The sequence below is a fragment of the Christiangramia gaetbulicola genome, assembly GCF_003054225.1.
Taxonomy (GTDB): Bacteria; Bacteroidota; Bacteroidia; order Flavobacteriales; family Flavobacteriaceae; genus Christiangramia; species Christiangramia gaetbulicola.
Genome location: NZ_QBKQ01000001.1, coordinates 852,926 through 872,358, shown reverse-complemented (window position 1 = coordinate 872,358; position 19,433 = coordinate 852,926). Strand labels below are relative to the sequence as shown.

19 protein-coding genes are annotated in these 19,433 nt (G+C 40.6%); 4 read left to right on the top strand and 15 right to left on the bottom strand.

What is annotated here, in order from left to right:
* The first annotated feature begins 88 nt into the window (after positions 1 to 88).
* On the top strand, positions 89 to 1,102 hold the full coding sequence (locus C8P64_RS03990) for an LLM class flavin-dependent oxidoreductase (RefSeq protein ID WP_108170743.1): 1,014 nt from the start codon (positions 89 to 91) through the stop codon (positions 1,100 to 1,102).
* Positions 1,103 to 1,225: 123 nt separating this feature from the next.
* The gene (locus tag C8P64_RS03985; protein WP_108170742.1) at positions 1,226 to 1,894 is read left to right on the top strand and encodes an FAD-binding oxidoreductase; all 669 of its coding nucleotides are present in this window, start codon (positions 1,226 to 1,228) and stop codon (positions 1,892 to 1,894) included.
* Positions 1,895 to 1,924: 30 nt separating this feature from the next.
* Here C8P64_RS03985 and C8P64_RS03980 read toward each other — a convergent pair whose 3' ends face one another.
* The 9 genes from C8P64_RS03980 to C8P64_RS03940 all read right to left on the bottom strand — a co-directional run bounded on the left by C8P64_RS03980 (position 1,925) and on the right by C8P64_RS03940 (position 7,741).
* Positions 1,925 to 2,287 (bottom strand): VOC family protein, encoded by a 363-nt coding sequence (locus C8P64_RS03980; RefSeq protein WP_108170741.1) that lies wholly within the window; start codon positions 2,285 to 2,287, stop codon positions 1,925 to 1,927.
* Positions 2,288 to 2,300: 13 nt separating this feature from the next.
* Positions 2,301 to 2,777 (bottom strand): DinB family protein, encoded by a 477-nt coding sequence (locus tag C8P64_RS03975; RefSeq protein WP_108170740.1) that lies wholly within the window; start codon positions 2,775 to 2,777, stop codon positions 2,301 to 2,303.
* 56 nt (positions 2,778 to 2,833) lie between these two features.
* Entirely contained in the window at positions 2,834 to 3,601 is a 768-nt protein-coding gene (locus C8P64_RS03970) for a DUF6090 family protein (RefSeq protein ID WP_108170739.1), read from the bottom strand.
* A gap of 91 nt (positions 3,602 to 3,692) precedes the next feature.
* Positions 3,693 to 4,172, bottom strand: coding sequence for a GNAT family N-acetyltransferase (locus tag C8P64_RS03965; RefSeq protein WP_170106623.1), 480 nt, complete (start codon positions 4,170 to 4,172; stop codon positions 3,693 to 3,695).
* A 4-nt stretch (positions 4,173 to 4,176) separates the two neighbouring features.
* Complete coding sequence (locus C8P64_RS03960) at positions 4,177 to 4,605, bottom strand: hypothetical protein (protein ID WP_108170737.1); 429 nt, start codon at positions 4,603 to 4,605, stop codon at positions 4,177 to 4,179.
* Between the two features lie 58 nt (positions 4,606 to 4,663).
* Positions 4,664 to 5,164 (bottom strand): cupin domain-containing protein, encoded by a 501-nt coding sequence (locus C8P64_RS03955; RefSeq protein WP_108170736.1) that lies wholly within the window; start codon positions 5,162 to 5,164, stop codon positions 4,664 to 4,666.
* Positions 5,165 to 5,342: 178 nt separating this feature from the next.
* A complete protein-coding gene (locus tag C8P64_RS03950) occupies positions 5,343 to 6,020 on the bottom strand; it encodes a type 1 glutamine amidotransferase domain-containing protein (protein WP_108171274.1) in 678 nt (225 codons plus the stop codon).
* A 127-nt stretch (positions 6,021 to 6,147) separates the two neighbouring features.
* On the bottom strand, positions 6,148 to 7,149 hold the full coding sequence (locus C8P64_RS03945) for an NADP-dependent oxidoreductase (protein ID WP_108171273.1): 1,002 nt from the start codon (positions 7,147 to 7,149) through the stop codon (positions 6,148 to 6,150).
* Positions 7,150 to 7,162: 13 nt separating this feature from the next.
* Positions 7,163 to 7,741, bottom strand: coding sequence for a TetR/AcrR family transcriptional regulator (locus C8P64_RS03940; RefSeq protein WP_108170735.1), 579 nt, complete (start codon positions 7,739 to 7,741; stop codon positions 7,163 to 7,165).
* A 368-nt stretch (positions 7,742 to 8,109) separates the two neighbouring features.
* On the opposite strand from C8P64_RS03940, the gene C8P64_RS03935 reads away from it, so the two are divergent.
* Complete coding sequence (locus C8P64_RS03935) at positions 8,110 to 10,731, top strand: mechanosensitive ion channel domain-containing protein (RefSeq protein WP_108170734.1); 2,622 nt, start codon at positions 8,110 to 8,112, stop codon at positions 10,729 to 10,731.
* Here C8P64_RS03935 and C8P64_RS03930 read toward each other — a convergent pair.
* A complete protein-coding gene (locus C8P64_RS03930) occupies positions 10,728 to 11,495 on the bottom strand; it encodes a transglutaminase domain-containing protein (RefSeq protein WP_108170733.1) in 768 nt (255 codons plus the stop codon). The genes C8P64_RS03935 and C8P64_RS03930 overlap by 4 nt on opposite strands.
* Positions 11,496 to 12,068: 573 nt before the next feature.
* On the opposite strand from C8P64_RS03930, the gene katG reads away from it, so the two are divergent.
* Entirely contained in the window at positions 12,069 to 14,327 is a 2,259-nt protein-coding gene (katG, locus tag C8P64_RS03925) for a catalase/peroxidase HPI (protein WP_108170732.1), read from the top strand.
* Between the two features lie 75 nt (positions 14,328 to 14,402).
* On the opposite strand, the gene C8P64_RS03920 is transcribed toward katG, so the two are convergent.
* Genes C8P64_RS03920 through C8P64_RS03900 form a run of 5 tightly spaced genes read right to left on the bottom strand, consistent with a single transcriptional unit; the run spans position 14,403 to position 19,311 of the window.
* The gene (locus C8P64_RS03920) at positions 14,403 to 16,280 is read right to left on the bottom strand and encodes a prolipoprotein diacylglyceryl transferase family protein (protein WP_108170731.1); all 1,878 of its coding nucleotides are present in this window, start codon (positions 16,278 to 16,280) and stop codon (positions 14,403 to 14,405) included.
* A complete protein-coding gene (locus C8P64_RS03915) occupies positions 16,277 to 17,038 on the bottom strand; it encodes a hypothetical protein (RefSeq protein ID WP_108170730.1) in 762 nt (253 codons plus the stop codon). The genes C8P64_RS03920 and C8P64_RS03915 overlap by 4 nt, the downstream gene beginning before the upstream one ends.
* Entirely contained in the window at positions 17,035 to 17,634 is a 600-nt protein-coding gene (locus C8P64_RS03910) for an ABC transporter ATP-binding protein (protein WP_108170729.1), read from the bottom strand. Before C8P64_RS03910 ends, C8P64_RS03915 begins: the two co-directional genes overlap by 4 nt.
* A complete protein-coding gene (locus tag C8P64_RS03905) occupies positions 17,631 to 18,446 on the bottom strand; it encodes a hypothetical protein (RefSeq protein WP_108170728.1) in 816 nt (271 codons plus the stop codon). The genes C8P64_RS03910 and C8P64_RS03905 overlap by 4 nt, the downstream gene beginning before the upstream one ends.
* A complete protein-coding gene (locus tag C8P64_RS03900) occupies positions 18,418 to 19,311 on the bottom strand; it encodes a class 1 isoprenoid biosynthesis enzyme (RefSeq protein ID WP_108170727.1) in 894 nt (297 codons plus the stop codon). Before C8P64_RS03900 ends, C8P64_RS03905 begins: the two co-directional genes overlap by 29 nt.
* Positions 19,312 to 19,433 lie beyond the last annotated feature (122 nt).

Genomic DNA, 19,433 nt, shown 5'->3' with positions numbered 1-19,433 from the left:
TAAGTTTTTGCCGAAAAACAGTAAGGTTTTGCTTAATTTCAGACCAAAGCCAGGCCTGCAGCAATGCCGGCTTTTTAATTTATAATATATGTCTAAAAAGAGAAATATAGATTATTCGGTCCTCGAGCTTGCCGTGGTAGGACAGGATATTCCACATCATACAGTATTTGAAAATAGCGTTGAAATGGCTCGCACCGCAGAATCCCTGGGTTATAAAAGGTTCTGGCTTGCAGAACATCACAATATGGTGAGTATTGCCAGTTCTGCCACCACTGTCCTTATGAGTCATATCGCTTCAAAAACCGATAAGATCAGGATAGGATCTGGCGGGATCATGTTGCCAAATCATTCCCCGCTTATTGTTGCTGAACAATTTGGAACTCTTGGTTCTCTCTATCCAAACAGGATAGATATGGGACTGGGAAGGGCGCCGGGAACAGACCAGGTGACCGCTCATGCGATACGTAGTGACAGGATGAATTCGGTATTTAAATTTCCGCATGAAATAGATGAGATTCAGCGTTATTTCAAAAATGAGAATGGCAGCACCAAAGTAAGAGCCACCGTGGCCGAAGGAGTTGAAGTACCTATGTATGTTTTGGGATCCAGTACAGATAGCGCCCATGTTGCCGCTGCTAAAGGATTGCCATATGTTTTTGCAAGTCATTTCGCACCTGCGCAATTGTTCCAGGCGATGGAGATCTATTATCGGGAATTTCAGCCTTCAGAATATCTGGATGAACCTTACAGTATTGCCGGTATTAATGTTATCGCGGCAGATTCACAGGAAGAGGCAGATAAGATTTCTACCAGCTCCCTGAAAATGATGCTGGGGGTGATGACGGGTAATTTAGATTACCTGCAAAGGCCAGTAGAAATGACCCCAGATCTTATTCAGCTAAGAGACAATCCTTCTTTACAGCGAATGCTGCAGTATTCCTTTGTTGGGGATAAGCAGCTAGTGAAGGAAAAAACGGTAGATTTCCTGAAACAAACCGGGGTGAACGAAGTTATCGTGGCCTCCCATATTTATCATCAGGAAGACAGGCTAAGATCTGCGAGAATATTTTCTGAAGTGATGCAAGAGATCAATGCGGCTTAATGCTTAAATATTAAACTTCCTTAAAATAAGATTTGATTCTGTTTAAATTCAGTTAAAAATCTGGTTATAAGCTGCTTTCATGGCATTTTTAAGTGGAAAAATTTTACCTTAAAAAGAAAAATTATGGAAGAGAAAGTTAAGATAAAGTCTATTGGCCAGGTTACTCACGATGTAAAACGTTTTGTAACTGAAAAACCTTCAGGATATGATTTCACTCCGGGTCATGCTACCGAAGTTGCTATAAACAAAGAGGACTGGAAAGATGAAAAACGCCCCTTCACTTTTACCAGTCTTCCAGATGCAGATGAACTGGAATTTACCATTAAGATCTATCCAGATCACGATGGCGTTACCGAGCAACTGGATAGTTTAAAACCGGGAGATGAACTGATCGTTAGTGATACCTGGGGTGCCATAGAATATAGAGGGCCCGGGTATTTTATCGCGGGTGGTGCGGGCATCACGCCGTATTTAGCGATTCTTAGGGATTTGAGAAGGAATAATGAACTGGATGATAATCACCTCATTTTTTCAAATAAGACAGATAAGGATATTATCCTGAAAGATGAGCTCGATAGCATGCTCGGCGAGAATGCGACCTATGTGATCACAGATCAGGAAGATACCAGTTATACCAAAGCCTATTTGGATGAGGATTTTTTAAAGAAAGAAATCAAGGATTTTGACCGCCGATTCTATGTATGCGGACCTCCAAAAATGACTGAATCCATCGGAGATATTCTTGAAAAGCTGGGAGCAAATCCAGATTCGATTCAATTAGACGATCAATAGAAGTTATTACTAAGTTCTTTCCAGGAAAAATTAGAGGTCCTGAACTATGAAGATCGCATTTTTGTTAAGGTCATAGAAACCAAATTCACTGGTATTCCAAGTTGTTTTGAGCCTCAATTTATCTTCAGGAACCGTTCCTCTTTTTACAAATTCCCTGAATAAAGGCTCAATGTCCTTTACAAAGATCTTTATTACAGACCCGCCCAGTAGCGGGTCTTCCTTTGTATCTGCATGCCATTGCAGGTGAATGCACAGGTTTTCCCTGCCCAATACGGCATACATTTCATCTTTGTGCAAGACTTGAAAACCGGCATAGGTATGATACCAATTCACATCCCTTTCTACATCCTGGCTGGGCAATACAGGTGATATTTCTAAAAATCCTGAATCCATCTTTCCTTTAAATTCAAATTTTATTCCATTCCCAGAGGCCGTATTTCAAGTCATCTGGAAGTTTAAAGCTGCAACGTTTTAAAGTTAAAAGGATATTGCCGCGGTGATGAGCCTCATGATGAATAAAATAGCCAAGAAGCGGAACCACGCCGCGTTTGAAGCCTTTCACCTGCCCGTCATTTTCAATTCCTTTTTTTAACATTTCTGCGACCAGGTCTGCGGTGATATTATGACAATCGATCAAAAAAGGGATTGTCTTTTCATCACTAGCCTTGATCGTTGCCAGGTCTGAAACCATGTTTTTATCAAATCTTTCTAGTTTCCAGTACCTCACATTGTACAAATGCGCCAGTTGGTGGCCTACACCTCCGCCCCCTCTTTTAGAGGTCGTAAAGGCGAGGGATTCTTCGGTAATAGAATTGAGTAATTTCAGGTTGGTTCTATGGTTTATAAACCATGTTTCCAGGATTTGTTTTTTGATAGTTTCCATTCAGGGCAAATTACAAAAGTTTTCAATTACCAGTGGATTGGTTAACGCGCTAACAGTTAGGTTTCTATTTCATTTTCAATTAGAGCAAGGATCCTTTCGATCTCTTTCATAAGAGGCTCATAATGTTGATTTTCAGTAACGATACTTGTAAGTATATACACCAGCAAATTATTCTCAAATTCGCGCGAGTTGATAATTTCCAGGTTACTCTGATAGCTTCCTGCCTGTGGTAATCCCATGTCTTTAGTGGTGATGCCTACATGGTCCAGGATCGTACGAATGCTGGCATTATTACTTCGGAATAGATCAAGCACTTCTTCACGTTCCGCAGCCAGGGAAAGTTCCTGGTGATGCACACTTTGTATAAAAGACTCCCAGCCGGTGAGATGTATGCGTAACTCAGGATTCGAAATATCTTCCAGGCTTCCCGAATTTATCAATTCATTCAGGAAAGAGTTATTTGGATTATAAGCGATCTCATTTGAGAAGGAATTATAAAGGAATTCAGACAGTTCTTTTTCCGGAATATTCGTGGAATCATCTATAAAAGCTACAATTTTCTTGGAGTTCTGGTAGTTCAATCTGTTGACCTCGACAAGGTTTTGCAACATGTATTTGTTCTGTTGAAATACGTTCCTAAGCCCTTCCAGGTAGAACTGTTCTTTCTTGGCAATAATGCGATCCTGGTTCCAGTTATTGATCGCCAGGGCTATCAGGATCCCAATGACCACAAGGGTGATCTCACCCACGGCATAGATCAGATATTTACTGAATTTTCCATCCTGTACAAGTTTGTGCCTTAATCTTCTGAAGAATCTCAACATTAATAACCAGGTTTTACGGCTATTAATTTAATATAAAGTTTTGAAAAACAGTTTCTTGATGTATATGTGGGATTAACTCCTTACGAGTGTTCTAATCCTGAAGGATCTTCTTCATCCGGTAATTGGTGATCAAAACGCCATTCCTAATATTTTGATTTTCCTTTTCCATCTTAAAACCATTTAGCTCAAAGAAAGCCAAGGCAGTTTTACTAACATCTGCGGTCAGTTCATAATGCCCAAGTTCCAATGCTTCCTTTTCCAGTTGCGCTAAAAGTTGCTTCGCAATTCCCTTTCTGAAATGTTTATAATGAACATACATAAAGTCTATATAACAACCACCTTTTAGAGAAGCGAAACCAACTAAGGTGTCTTCAATTTTCGAGAGTAGAAAGTATTGGTCTTTTATTGCTTCTGTCCATCGGGAAGTATTTTTCACCGATGAAATCCAGGTATTTATTTGTGCAGGGTTGTAATGGGCAGGGCCGGCAGCCTTTATGGTCTGCACAAATAGCTTTTGGATTTCTTCGAGATCTGAGATGCTTGCTTTAAAGAATTTGAGTCTCTTCTCCACGATCTTAACTCAAATAAACAAGGGCTAAAAAGGCCGGTATGCTAATACACATGGAGATGATCGCCGGTTTGATCCAGCTCTTCTTTTCATATTCCACGTCTTTGCCCAAATATCTGTTCCAGAAATATTCGTTCAGGATTAATGCTCCCAGGATATTTAGTGGAATCGACCAGTTTGATGCGGCCTTGACCGATTGGATCGTATAGATGATCCCGACTACATAAATAAAAACAAAGATGAGGACCTGGTAAATTCCTTTTTTCTCCCCGGCTTTTTTAAGGTTGCTTAGAAGCAATACCGTTCCGAACAGGATAGAGAATAAGCCTGAAAATACCAGTATCAATCTTTTTGAATAAAATTCTGGAAGTTTCTCAGCGGTCCTTTTTTCGGTTCCGGTTTCTGCCTGGTTGTTTTCTGTATAATTATCGTTCATTTCTATGCTAATATTCCTGGATCATCTATGCCTGTGATCCTTAAAATTTTATGGGACTCTATTTAGTGAATTGACTGATCAGGTTTTTATGTTCAGGGAATTTGGAAATAAGTTCCTCCCTGGAAGGAAGCTCAAAATCTTCAAAACTGAATCCCGGCGAAACCGTACAGCCCACCAGCGAAAAGTCATCTTTATTCATCACTTCTGCGGCAAACCAGTCGCCGGCTTTTACCACCAACTGCGGTTGCTCTCCGTTCAAAAGTTCTTTCCCGATAATATGGCTGGTATGTTCTCCCATTTCTGAAATAACATGAAGCCTGATTGGAGAACCATCATAAAAATGCCAGATCTCATCCTGCTTAATTCTGTGAAAGGCAGAAAAACTATCTGAAGTAAGTAAAAAATAGATACAGGTGCTGTAGTTTCTGCTGGAACCAAATTCTGCCCCCAGGCTATCTAATTTTATTTCACCTTCACTTCTATAGGTCTCTTTAAAATAACCACCTTCCGGATGAGGTTCCAGGCCAAGCTTATCAATTATTTCCTGAAGTTTGTTCATGGAATTTTTCTTTGGTTTTCCCCTGAAATGGGTTTTGAATCAGATGCCGAAATTAAACATTTTCATGCGATTATGCTCCCGCTTAGTAGACAATCATCTTAAGCTTGATTCGGCCTGATAAAGCACAAAAAAAGCCTGCAGAATTTCTGCAGGCTTGATATTTTGAATATTAAGCGATCTATTTCAACTTCGCATAAAGCTTTTCAGCAACAAGTTCTGAAGATGCCGGATTTTGTCCTGTAATAAGATTTCCATCTACAAGAACATATTCTGCCCAGTCGTCACCTTTTGAGTAAATTCCGCCATTCTTTTTCAGCATATCCTCAACAAGGAAAGGCACAACATCTGTCAACTCCACAGCTTTTTCTTCGCTATTGGTAAAGCCGGTAACTTTTTTCCCTTTTACAAGCGGCTCACCATCGGTTCCTTTTACTTCTTTCAATGCTGCCGGAGCGTGACATACAAAAGCGATAGGTTTTTCCTGACGGTTAAAAGTCTCGATAAGTTCAATAGAGGTCTTGTCGTTAGCAAGATCCCAAAGTGGTCCGTGTCCACCAGGATAGAAAACCGCGTCGAAACCTTCTGCTTTTACCTCAGACAATTTCTTGGTGTTATTGATCACTTTTTGCGCAGCTTCATCTTTGTGAAAACGCTTTGTAGCTTCTGTTTGATTATCCTCGGTGTCACTGTTTGGATCTATAGGAGCTTTTCCACCTTTTGGTGTAGCCACGGTGATATCTGCACCTTTATCAAGTAAAGTATAATAAGGGCTGGCAAATTCCTCTACCCAGAATCCGGTTTTTTCTCCCGTGTCTCCCAATTCGTCATGCGATGTTAATACAAATAATACTTTCATAGTCTTTTCTGTTTTTAAGTTATTAGTTTCTTTTTCTTGCTGGCTGTTAGCGTTAATCGTGCTTAAACTCAAAGCCAGTATTATTAAATCCTTATTTAATTGAGGTCCTTTTAATTAAAGAGCTCAATTATACTTTTACTACCATTTTACCTTTGTTCTTACCTTCGAAAAGGTCTAGGAATGCCTGCGGAATGTTATCAAAACCTTCTTCTACGGTTTCGGTATAGGTTAGCTTTCCTTCCAGAAGCCATTTGGCCAGTTGCTGCACTCCTTGCGGATGTTTATCGGCAAAATCTGAGATCACAAATCCCTGCATCAGGGAGCTTTTTTTGATCAAAAATGGTTGCACGCTGTTACTTTGCGGAATCGAGGTTTCGTTATATATCGAAATAGCTCCACAAACTACGGTCCTGGAAAATTTATTGATATTGAAAAGTACAGCGTCAGAAATATCTCCACCAACATTGTCAAAGTAAACATCAACTCCGTCTGGACAGGTTTTTTTGATCGCTTCCCTCATATTTTCGGTGGTATTGTAATTGATACCTTCATCGAAACCGAATTCCTTTTTCAGCATTTCAACTTTTTCATCCGTTCCGGCGATACCAACCACTCTTAGTCCGAGTATTTTCCCGATCTGTCCAACAGTACTTCCAACGGCTCCGGCAGCGCCAGAAACCAGGAGGGTTTCCCCTTCTTTAGGTTTACCAATTTCAGTAAGTCCCAGATAAGCCGTAAGACCGGTCATTCCAAGGATCCCTAAGTATGCTGAAAGTGGTGCTTTTTCCTTGTCTACTTTCATCATATCTTCACCTTTGGCTACCTGTACTTCTTTCCAGTCCAGCATGCCTGATACATGATCACCTTTTTTAAAGTTATCATGCTTGGACTCCAGTACTTCTGCGACAACCAGAGATTTTATAGGTTTATTCACTTCAAAAGGCGGAATATAAGAAGGAGCATCACTCATACGTCCTCTTAAATATGGATCTACAGATACATAAACCGATTTTAGAAGTAGCTCTCCATCTTTAGGTTCAGGTATATTTTCAGTATCGAATTTGAAATTCGAATTGTCCGGTTTCCCTTCCGGTCTGCTGTTCAATAAGATCTTTTTGGTCTCTTTCATATTCGTTGTTTTTTTAATTTTTAATGCTGTGCCATGCCATTTCATATGCTTCTTCAATATGCTCAGGAGTAAGTTGGTAAACACCTCTTTGCTGCATATTCATAAGAAAAGCAATAGGATAGATGCTGAAAGCATAAAGGGAATAAGGGGATACCTTTTTTATGATACCCTGTTGCTGACCCTTTTCCCAAAGATCCAGCAATGGCTGCAGGTGTTTCAAACCTTGCTGCCTCACAGGTTCATCTACTATGGGAGTATTGTCACATTGCGAAAGGAAATAGGCCTCCTCAACTTCCTTTAATTTGAATTCAGCTATATTCTTCCAGATGGTCTCAAAACCTTTTTCCACGCTCATTTCTTCATTATAATTTCTGAAGGCATAACTGGTAAAAGCTGCTTTTACCTCGAGATAAACCTGGTCTACCAGGTCCTGTTTGTTCTCGAAATACAGGTAAATTGTACCAGCTGAAACTCCCGCCATCTTTGCAATCTTAGACATGGGAGTCGCATGGAAACCATTGTTATTCACCAGTTCTATAGTGGCGTCTATCAATGCTTTTCGTTTTATTTCAGATTTGGAAGTAATATTCATAGCACTTTTAAATCTGCAGCAAAACTATAAAAATGAACGTTCATTCATTAATTTTAGATGGCCTTTGTGATAGATTTAACCCGTTAGGTTTTATAGATGCTTTAAAACGGCATTTTTTCCGAAGAAAAAGTTAATACACAGCCGTCCTAATTAATAGTATAGGGGGTCCAATTTTAAGAATTTGATCTAATCTTTAAGGGTTTGCATTTTTCACCTGAACCATTGATCCAGGGATCTTTTCAAAATGACAGGTTGGATAAAATTTCAGCTTCAAAAGGTAATTAAAATAGCGGTTTTGTGATTTAAAGTTCTGCATATCAGAAAAATAAAATCTTATATTAGCTAGAAAGGATCCTAGTTTAATTTGAATGCTTAGCAAATTTCCATCTTTTTACAGACTAATCTTAATCCTGGTTTTTCTGGTTCTGCCTGTTTGCTCAAATGCCCAGGAGGTTCAGGAGAAAGACCAGGAAAGCTCGGCGGATACTATTCAGGTAGAGAAACCGGAGGTGATTCCTTTAGACCAGATAATTGGGGAGATCGAGAAGACCAATGAAAGCATCGACAATATCAGGGAAAAAATAAACGCCAATGAAACCCAGATAGATTCTATATTTCCTATTTATGAAGGCTTTTTAAACACGCAAAGAGAAAATGTTGAAAGGTTTTTCAAGGCAAATCCAAACAGGGAAAAAATTGATAACCTTATTATTAAATGGGAGGGCTTTGAAAATTACCTCTCGCGGTGGGAATCTGAAATCAATGAAATAGAAAATCGGAATTCCCGGTATTATGAAAACCTGGAATTTGAAGAAGCTACCTGGAAGTTAAACTATGATAATGCCCTCGAAAAGGATCTTCCCTTAGAAGTGCAGAATAGCATCAGGTCTACCTGGCTGGAATTGCGAGTGCTTAAGGACAGCATTGCCGGAGAAAACAATATACTCCTGGAATTGGAATCCCGCATCAACCGCGAGAATAAAGAAACTTCTCAGATAATTGAGCGACTAAAAGCTTTAAAACGCTCTGAAGTATATCAATTATTCTACCAGCGTATTCCTCCAATATGGCAGAGTTCGTTCGATAATATTTCAGAACCGTCAAGGGAAGAGAATATGAATTCCTTGGAGATCACCAAAGTAGGTATTCTTAATTTCATAGATAATAACAAGTCCTCGTTGCCTTTGTTCCTGTTCCTGGTGGCTTTGCTAGCTTTACTTGTTGTCTATTTAAAAAAGGCATTTGAAAAATATCCCCTGGTAGAAAAGGACCTCGATATTCAGCAGGCCAGTAAGGTTCTGTTACAAAATCACCTCGTAACCATTTTCTTCCTGTCGCTATTGCTGGCGAGGTATTTCTTTGTTCCCCTGCCAAAGCTTTTCCTGGATATCAACAGCCTGCTTCTGCTGCTATGCTCTGTCCCTTTATGGATCACTTTTGTAGATGAGAAATACAGGAAGCTACTTTATTTCGCTGTTTTCCTGTATATACTGAATTCGGTAAAAACCTATGCCTGGTTCAATGCAGAACAATATCGGCTTTACCTGCTTACTGAAACCATTCTTATCCTGGGTATCCTTATTGCCTATACCAGGCCGTTCAGAGCAAAAAAGAAACATGAAAAATGGAGTCTGGGCTGGTTTCTTTCCATACTTATTCCCATTGCTTACCTGCTGGGAATTGTCGCCCTGGTTTCTAATATTCTCGGTTATGTGAACCTCACAGATCTTAGTCTGAAAATACTTAGCCGTAGTGGCGTACTTCTTATCTGGTTCAATTCTTTACTGATGGTGTTGTATTCTGTTTTCCTGAGTATAATTCACAGGCATTATCATGCCAAGGAAGCTGTTGATATAAGGAAGAAATTTTATACCGAAAAGAAGGTGTTCAGGATCATAAAGTCTGGACTCATCTTTATCTGGTTCCTGCTTTTCTTAAAGCTTATAGACCAACTTGAACCTTTGGTAGCCTATGTGAAAGATATACTGGAGGAGGTTTACACCGTTGGTAGTACCAGTTTTACTCTTAACGATGTATTCTCTTTTATTCTCATCCTTTTTATATCCTTTCTGCTCACGCGCATCATTGCTTTTCTTCTGAATGATGAGGATGGGGTATTAAAAAGCCTGAAATTGCCTAAGGGAGTTCCTACGGCTATTTCGATCATTATCCGGTACCTTATTATCGCTTTCGGGATCGTGCTGGCTCTTTCCTCGCTGGGAATAGATCTAAGTAAATTTAACCTGATGGCCGGGGCATTGGGCTTGGGAATTGGTTTCGGGCTGCAAACCGTGATCTCGAATTTTGTCTCGGGATTGATCCTGGTTTTTGAAAGGCCTATCATAAAAGGGGATACGGTGGAAGTAGACAAACTGTTGGGAACCGTTAACCGCATTGGCATTCGCTCTTCGAATATCACCACTTTTGACGGGGCAGAGGTGATCGTCCCGAACAATAATCTTATTTCTAATGATCTTATTAACTGGACGCTTTCCAATAATACCAAGCGTGTGGAGATTCATGTGGGTACTACTTATAGTTCAGATCCTAATGAGGTTTTAAAGGTCCTTTTTAGAGTGGCCGAAGGTCACAAATATACGCTGAAGCAACCGCCACCGCAGGCTCTATTTATGGATTTTGGCGAAAGCTCCCTGAATTTCACCTTAAGGTTCTGGTGTCATTATGAGAACTGGTTGCAGGCAAAAAGTGATATTTCCATAGGGGTTTACAATGCCTTTAAAGAGGCGAATATCCAGATACCATTCCCGCAAAGGGATATTTATATTAAAAGTATGCCCGGCAGCGAGGAGCCAAAAGAAGATCCCGATAAAAAAGGACCTTTAGCCAGGGATATTGAAGATACAGATGTTCCCGAAGTAGTGGTGCCTATAGAACACCGTGAACCGGAAAATGAAAATAAAAAGCAGGGGGAATTGGATCCAAGCGAGGATACGGGGAGCAGAAATGAAGGTGGTGAGGCAGAGGCCTAGCTTTTGGGAGCCACATAAAAATCGGCAATGGAGTGAGTTATGAGCCTGTTTCTTTTTTTTAAGGATTTCTGAAATTTCCCAAAAGGTTTTATGCCTACCGGGACCAGGGTTAATTTCTTCTTGCTTCCAAGGATTCTACTGCAGATGTTACCGCCGCCTTTATTAAGGCTGGTCGTAAAATAGAAAAGATAAGGACCAATCCATTCAAGGTATTCCACGCTGCTCAGCAACTTTAAGGTATTCCCTAATTCCAGTTCTTCTTCATGTACCAGGGCCTGCTGAAATTCAACTGCATTGAGCGGCACCTCATTCTGCTGGACCACAATATCGAAAATAGGATCTATCAGGAACCATTTTTTCCGGTCGCTTAAGTAGGCCTCAAAGAGAACATGCTTTTTTCTTTGTCCTTCTTCTGCATGATCCCCGGGTTCTAAAAATAAAGTTCTAACGGTAAACCCAAGTGAACGCAGACATGCCTTTAATATTAAGCTATATTCAATACCCCTGTGGTCATCCGTACTTTCTGATGTTTTAGGAATAGACCTTTTTTCGGCCTGAGCTTTAAAAATTTTGCAGTCATTTTCCCATTTGGAAGAAACCCAGTCTTTGACTTTCATGATATTTTGAAAGTCACAATTATGCTCATCCAGAAGATCTTCCAGGCGGTTATTTTCTTTAAGTTTTTTAAGGGAAGCGTCGCTGGATCTATCAGGATACCTTATTTGCAGGTCTAATTGCCTCTCCTTTATATAACTTATATTCATTTAATCATAGTTAAGATGATCATTACCTTTAGGAGCTTCATTATTCTAATAAGGAAATATCTAAAGGCGATTATTTCAGAAGGAAATTTTGAAGATTTGGGGTCTGCTTACTTCCTTAAAACCGGTGATTTCTTAAAATTCAAATTTTAGTTCATATTATAAGTTCCTGCAGATTTCATATTAGGTATCGTTTGGGTTGTATAGGTTTTCTGGGGCATAAGAGTAAACATTCAATCTATAAAACTAGTAATTTACTAGGGTTTTCGTTTACGTAAATGTAATAAAAAAAGTATGGCTAACGGTTTGGTTTAAAAGGCATGATGATTTTTTGATCTGTTTTCCTGGTATGCCCCATTTTTAAATAGGTTTAGCTTGGTTGATCAACAGATTTGAACATTATGTAAATCAATCTTTTATATACAGTTTTTTGAAACTCTTCCAGTATTTTTTCAGTTCGGCTATTCCACAATAAATTTTGACTAAGCTCTATAGTTTTAAACTATTCAAATTTAAAACCAATAAGAAAAAATTATTTTAACTTTAGATAGTTAACTAATTAAAACTTTCCTAGTAATGTCAAATAACAATTCTACAAGCAATCCAGATAACCACAAAGTCTGGCAGGTAAATGAGTCAAGTAGATGCCCTTTTATGGGAGGAGCATTGAAAAATACTGCTGGTGCGGGAACTTCAAACCGCGACTGGTGGCCAAATCAGCTTAACCTTAGAATCCTTCGTCAACACTCTTCTCTTAGCGATCCTATGGATAAGGATTTCGATTATGCTGAGGAGTTCAAAAAACTGGACCTTAAAGAGGTAAAAAAAGATCTTTTTGAACTAATGGAAAATTCCCAGGACTGGTGGCCGGCAGATTACGGTCATTACGGTCCTTTCTTTATTAGAATGGCCTGGCATAGTGCCGGTACTTATCGTATTGGTGATGGTCGTGGAGGAGCAGGTTCTGGAAGTCAGCGTTTTGCACCGCTTAACAGCTGGCCGGATAATGCGAACCTGGATAAGGCTAGATTACTGCTTTGGCCAATAAAACAGAAATATGGTAAAAAGATTTCCTGGGCAGATCTAATGATCCTTGCCGGTAACTGCGCTTTGGAATCTATGGGACTGGAAACCTTTGGATTTGGTGGAGGCCGTGAAGATATCTGGGAGCCAGAAGAGGATATCTACTGGGGTTCTGAAGGGGAATGGCTGGGAAACAAGGAACGTTATTCCGGAGATCATGAACTGGAAAATCCTTTAGGTGCTACTCATATGGGACTTATTTATGTGAATCCTGAAGGACCAAATGGTAACCCAGATCCTGCAGCTGCAGCTCGTGATATTCGTGAGACCTTCGGAAGAATGGCCATGAACGATTATGAGACCGTAGCCTTGATCGCCGGTGGGCATACCTTTGGTAAGACCCACGGTGCAGCCGATGCTGAAAAATATGTAGGACATGAACCGGCTGGTGCCAAGATCGAAGAAATGGGATTAGGATGGAAGAATTCCTATAACAACGGTATGGCAGAGAATACTATCACCAGTGGTATCGAAGGTGCCTGGACCGATTCTCCAACAAAATGGAGCAACAAGTTTTTTGAAAACCTTTTCAAGTATGAATGGGAATGTATAAAAGGACCAGGAGGTGCGTATCAATGGCAACCAAAAGATGGAGCAGGAGCCAATACGATCCCCGATGCTCATGATCCTTCTAAAAAACATGCGCCTTTTATGCTGACCACAGATCTATCTCTGCGCATGGATCCAGATTATGAAAAAATATCAAGACATTTTCACGAGAATCCAGAGGAGCTGGCTGATGCTTTTGCCCGTGCCTGGTATAAATTAACGCATCGTGATATGGGGCCAATCTCAAGATATCTTGGTCCTGAGGTGCCTGAAGAAGAATTGATCTGGCAGGATCCTATCCCGGCAGTAGATCATGAATTGATCAATGCCGATGAAATTTCTACTTTAAAAGGTAAGATCCTTGATTCTGGTCTTTCAATTTCAGAACTGGTATCCACCGCCTGGGCTTCAGCTTCAACTTTCCGCGGATCTGATAAGCGTGGAGGAGCTAACGGAGCGAGAATTCGCCTGGCACCGCAAAGAAACTGGGAAGTAAATAATCCTTCTCAACTGAAAAAGGTGATCGAGACCTACGAGAAAATGCAGAAAGACTTTAATGACTCCCAGTCTGGAAACAAGAAAGTTTCCCTGGCAGACCTTATCGTCTTAGGTGGTTGCGCCGGTATTGAACGGGCAGCCAGAAAAGCTGGTCATGATATCACCGTGCCTTTTACCCCTGGCCGAGCAGATGCTTCTCAGGAACAAACAGATGTAGAAGCTTTTGAGCCATTGGAGCCAAATGCAGATGGATTCCGTAATTACTTCAGAAACCGTGATAATGTATCGGCATCTGCCGAAGAATTACTATTAGACCGCGCGCAATTGCTTACGCTTACCGCACCAGAAATGACAGTACTTGTAGGAGGAATGCGTGTTCTGGATACCAATTACGACGGTTCTAAGAAAGGTGTCTTTACAGACAGACCGGAAACTCTTACCAATGATTTCTTTGTAAATCTGTTGGATATGATGACTTCCTGGAAATCTACTTCAGAATCTGAAACCGAATTTGAGGGAAGTGATCGCAAAACCGGAGAAAGAAAATGGAATGCGACTCGTGTGGATCTAATCTTTGGATCGAACTCTGAATTAAGAGCAATCTCTGAAGTATATGGAACCAGCGATGGCAAGGAGAAATTTGTAAAGGATTTTGTGAAAGCCTGGGATAAGGTAATGAACCTGGACAGGTTTGATCTTAAATAAACTAAATTCTAATCAATATCTTGAGAAGGTGGTCCTGCGGGATCACCTTTTTTAGTTTATATACTGAAGGCTGACTTAGACCAATCTTGAAAAACGCGCGTTAGAATTGGGAAAGTCAACACCCATGGCAAAGAATGTGAACAATCCTCCCAGAACCGAAGATAGAATGGTCTCCCACCCGAAACTGGAACTTGCGACTACTACTTGTACAGGAATGCAGGTCATGATCATTCCTATGGCGAATGAAATGATGGCGGTCCATTGATAAAGTCGCAATCCTTGTACAATTGGTGTTTGTACCTCACCCCTGTAAGCTTCTTCCACAAACCTGCCAATGCTGGTGAGGATGAGGTATAAGCCAAAAATAAAGGACATGGAAAAACCATTGTTCCAGAGGGAGAGCAATACCAAACCAACCAGAAATAGCCAGATCATTGAATAAAGCGGGGTGGGGTAAAGAAGTTCACCTTTTAGATGTGAAATACCACAAACCCTGGATCGATAATGGTAATATCTTATTCCAATATTAGGGTCGTTCACCTTTTTTCCATGACAACAGCCGTTGACGAGACAACGAAACCTTCCAATCGCCTGTACCCAGGGCATCACTACCGAGATCACACCAATAAGTACCCAGACGTCATAACCTAGCGCCCAGACTATCAGGCTGGCGAAAATGATTCCCACCAGTGCGCCGTAATAGCCATAAGGCCTTTTTAATTTTTCAGATCCTTCAATGATCTGTGCCCAAAGGGCTGAAAAGATGATCACCACGATTGCAAAGATCAGGATTCCCCAGGCATAGAAATCGCCTACTAATATTCCTGAGATCAGGATACCCAAGAAACTTCCGAAGCCAACGTAAAAGCCATGATTTATGATCCTTACATTTCCGAACGTCCATTCATCCCAGGAATTGGCGATCTCTTCAGCAATATGTCTTAAGAACAACCAGATCTCCAGGTAATTATCTGCGCAAAGGTAGATGATCAAAGAAACGCTTAAGCTTAGCACTGCAGAATAAGTGTAGCTCAGTTGCAAAATGACCAGCATAAGGGTGAAAAGACCGAAAAGGATCACCAGTATTTTTGAAGTTTTAAAGATGGCTTTTAAGGAGATCAATAATAGAAAAATGGGGACTATATAAACAAGATTTTGATAAGGTTCTAGGTATATGGCAACTAGTTCGGGATATAGAAAAGAGCAAAATATATAGATACTAATACCGAGCAAGCTTGCTAATGTCCAGTGACGTAAAACCTCACAACTTCTAAGAATGAAAGGGATTAATAATAAATAGCCTATTCCCAATAGCGGCAAATATTCATTCTGGGTAAAAGGGGGCAGGCTTAATCGTATTTCAATTATTGAAGAGACATCATTTTCAATGACCCTGGTAATTAAAAAATTGGCCAAAAATAAGGAGGCTATTACCAGGAATAGAGAGACTAAACGTTCCCTTAGATCGGGACTTGCTTTTGTGTTTTCGGGGAGTTTGAATATTGTGGAAATAGATCTATCTGGAAATCTTTTTTTAAGATCTATGGTCTCGTAGCCCATTACAAGTGCGATCATACAGAGAATGGTTAACGGGGTTACCAGCCAAAGTCCGCTTGCTGAATGGGTTAACATAAAAAAACCTATCATCAGGATGCCGAAGCCCCAATAAATAGGATGGGCAAGAAACAGGTAAGCTCCATTATCAACGAACTTTGCAGGCGGATATGCATTCATGGGGAGCCCTTTTCCGTAGACCTTAAGAGAGTACATTCCCCAGATCATAAGCAACAAACCACCAATAAAAAATGCCCAGCCGGCATTTTCAGAACCAATGGCAGGAAAACTAATGAACTCTTCGGTGTATATTGCCCAAAGCCACAGGATTAAGGGGATTACTACCAGGAAGGTGATAGCGTAAAGAAATTTACCAGTAAAAGTTGATGGTGTTTTCATTTTGTTCGCATTTTAAAGAAGAAAACAAGCATGGAAATGATCAAAAATATCATGCCGTATAAGAGCGCGTAGAGACTTGCAGAGATCGCAGAATAATTGGTGAATGCCTTAACCATGGATGCCTGAGAAGGGAAGTATGCCGGCAGGAATTCAATGATAACCTGGTTTTGTGCACCGGCATAGAATATAGGGTTCTGCAGCCAGCCCACGTCTATATTCACCAGTAATACCACCAAAAGGATAGCCTCCAGTTCTCCTTTTACCAGGCTGCCCACAGCCATCCCGTAACTTCCATACACGAAACCTATAAGGGCCAGGCTCAGGGTAAAACTAACCGGATGGTCCACATGGGTGAAAGCAATGGTTAAAATCCCAATGTATATTGCTATTAAAAGGATCGTTACTATAAGCACCAGTAAGATCGAGCTTAGTAATTCAATGGGATGATACCCACAGAGAATAAGCCTTTTGTTGGCCTTATGATTTTTCTGAATAAGATTAAGAGCCAGGAAAGACACGAGAAAGCCCGCTGATGCTACCGAAAAGAAAATAAAAGAAATGCTTTTCTCGGGCATATTGATAAATACCTGTTCACCTACCGAGGCAAGCTGGAAAGGAATGACCCTTTCGGCAGATGTGAATTCCACTATAGAAAGGAAAACCGTTGGAATAAGCAGGATCAGGATAAGGACGATCTTTCTTCGAAGAAGCATCTTCAGGATCATGGATAAACTGGTATTGATGCGGTTGATTTTCATTTCAGGCTTCCATTTTCAAGTTTATAGATCTGGTCAAACTTTTTCTTTTCATTTATTAAATGAGAAACCACCAGGATTGCGCATCCTTTCTCTTTGAGGCCTTTGGTGTAATCCCAGAACTTTAGATAGGTATCCCAGTCAAAACCGTTATAGGGTTCATCAAGAATGAGAAGTTCAGGCTCATGGAGAAGGGCGATGGAGAGATTCAGCTTTTGCCTGGTTCCCCCGCTTAAATTGCTCACCCGTGTTTTGTAATATTTGCGATAATTAAAGTGATCAAGAAGTTCCTCTACACGAAGGCTTAGTGTTTTTGAGTTAATATCATAGGCTGCAGAGAAATACCTAAAATGTTCCTGAACCGTGATCTCGGGGAAGAGGATGGGTTCCTGAGGACAATATCCTGTTCTGCCGTTATGCTGGATGCTTCCCTGGTTGGCGCTGATATCTCCTGCGATGATGCGCATTAAGGTTGATTTGCCAGATCCATTTTCGCCAACGATTCCGGTTAAAGTTCCAGCTTGCAGCTGAAAGGAAACCTCCTTTAAAATTGCTTTTTTAGCATAGGATTTTGATATGTTCTCTAATTTTAAGATCATCTGGACTGTGCATTAAAATTTACCCATTCATGTATGGCTGTGCCTTCTGTGATCTCAGAATTAGCTTTCTTAAATTCTCCTTTGCTCAGCCATTTGTGATTTTCGGCCATTAGGAACTTTACCGGCATTATCTTATTGAAACCTGGTAGAAATTTCAGGAGTTTCTCTACTACCTGGTATATCTTTTTTTCAGACTCCAGAATCCCGTGGCGATCCAGCTTTAAAATGAAATTCTCTTCTTTTGATGAGATCTCATGGTCTTCTATGCTGCAGTTCCGGATATTTTTACCGTTTAGCCATAGCCATTGTGTTTTGTCTTTTTCCCGTATTTCAATCCAGACCATGGTATCATCTAGCGTCTGAAACCTGCCCCAACGCAGGTGGTTCATCGGGATGTGCCAGGGGTAGGCGGTGAGTATAAGTTGCTCGGCATATCCGTTTCCTTTTAGAATTCTGCCGTTGAGGTTAAGATCTACCCTGGAGGCAGGCTGATAGCAGTGCCAGTCCAGGTAGCCATTTTCAGAATCATAAAGCCTGCTTTCAATAGGTTTGGCAGCAGCCTCCCAGGTTCCTTCAACGTTCAATTTATCATCCTGCCAGGTGATGACATTTTCTTTTTTAAGGGGCAGTTGCGCCTTCCGAAAATGAGTTTTTGTTGTTACTTCCTCTCCGGGAAGCTTGTGAATAAAACTGCTATAGTTAACGGTAAATCCATGCCAGGTTAATTTTGCAGCATAGCATATGGCGGTTTCCCCGTTGTTTCCATGAAAATCGAGATACCATTTATTCAGATGAATATTTGATTTTTTCATGATCTATAGGTTCTAATTTCGTTTCTGAAATAAACTTCTGGAATACTTTCCTGGCGGGAAGTTCATAGACCAGCAGAAAAGTATATTTCTCTAAGAGGGAGAAATTGCCTTCAGGTAATAATCTGCGATGTTCTTCAAGGAGCTTAAGGCCTTCCTGCGCATGTTTATAAAGCCATTCCCTGATCTTTGGTGAAGATGCATCCATAAGGTCTGTAGGTTCAATGCCCAGCTCTTCACAATCCTCACGGGGAATATTCACATACCCGGCAGCAAGATCGGCTTCTATATCTTCTATATCATACTGATACCTGCAGGCTGTACCCAGGGGTTCCAGGAGAAGATATTTTTCGGGATTATCTTTAAAGATCTTTAAAGTAGCTTTTATAGTCCCCCTGATATCCAGCAGATGGAAATGATGTTCTAATTCGCTTCTGGAAAAGATGGTCATTTTCCCTCTTCGCTTCGCATCGAATAAAAGTGAATTAAGGATGTCTGCAGTTTCTTCCTGGAAATTTTCATGAAACCTTTTCGCTAGTTCAAAACAATAAAGCAACATATGATCTGCCTCATCATTAGGATGAACCGGGTTTAAGGAAAAACTTATTTTTTCAGAAATGTAAGCGCTCTCACTTGCGTAACCTTCAGGTACGGGAATATCGCCATCTACAATATCGTCCAGGTAGCGCATCAGGACGTAATAAGATTCCAGGAAGCTACCCCTGGTAGGTGCAAAAGCGGCATATTTAAAAAGTCGCAGATATCTTAAAAAGCTGCGGTATTTCCAGCCTCTGGTTTCCAGCATTTGCTGGTACACGCGCTTGCGCATTCGTTTCAGATCTTTTACATCCCGAACATGTAAAGCCATCTAATAAAGATTTAATGGGTAAATCACTAAAAACAGATTCCTCCAATATTCTTCAGCTGCATGTATATAACAATTTGCGGCAGTGGGGATGCAAATTGTGTAGGTCTATATCCTGTGAATCA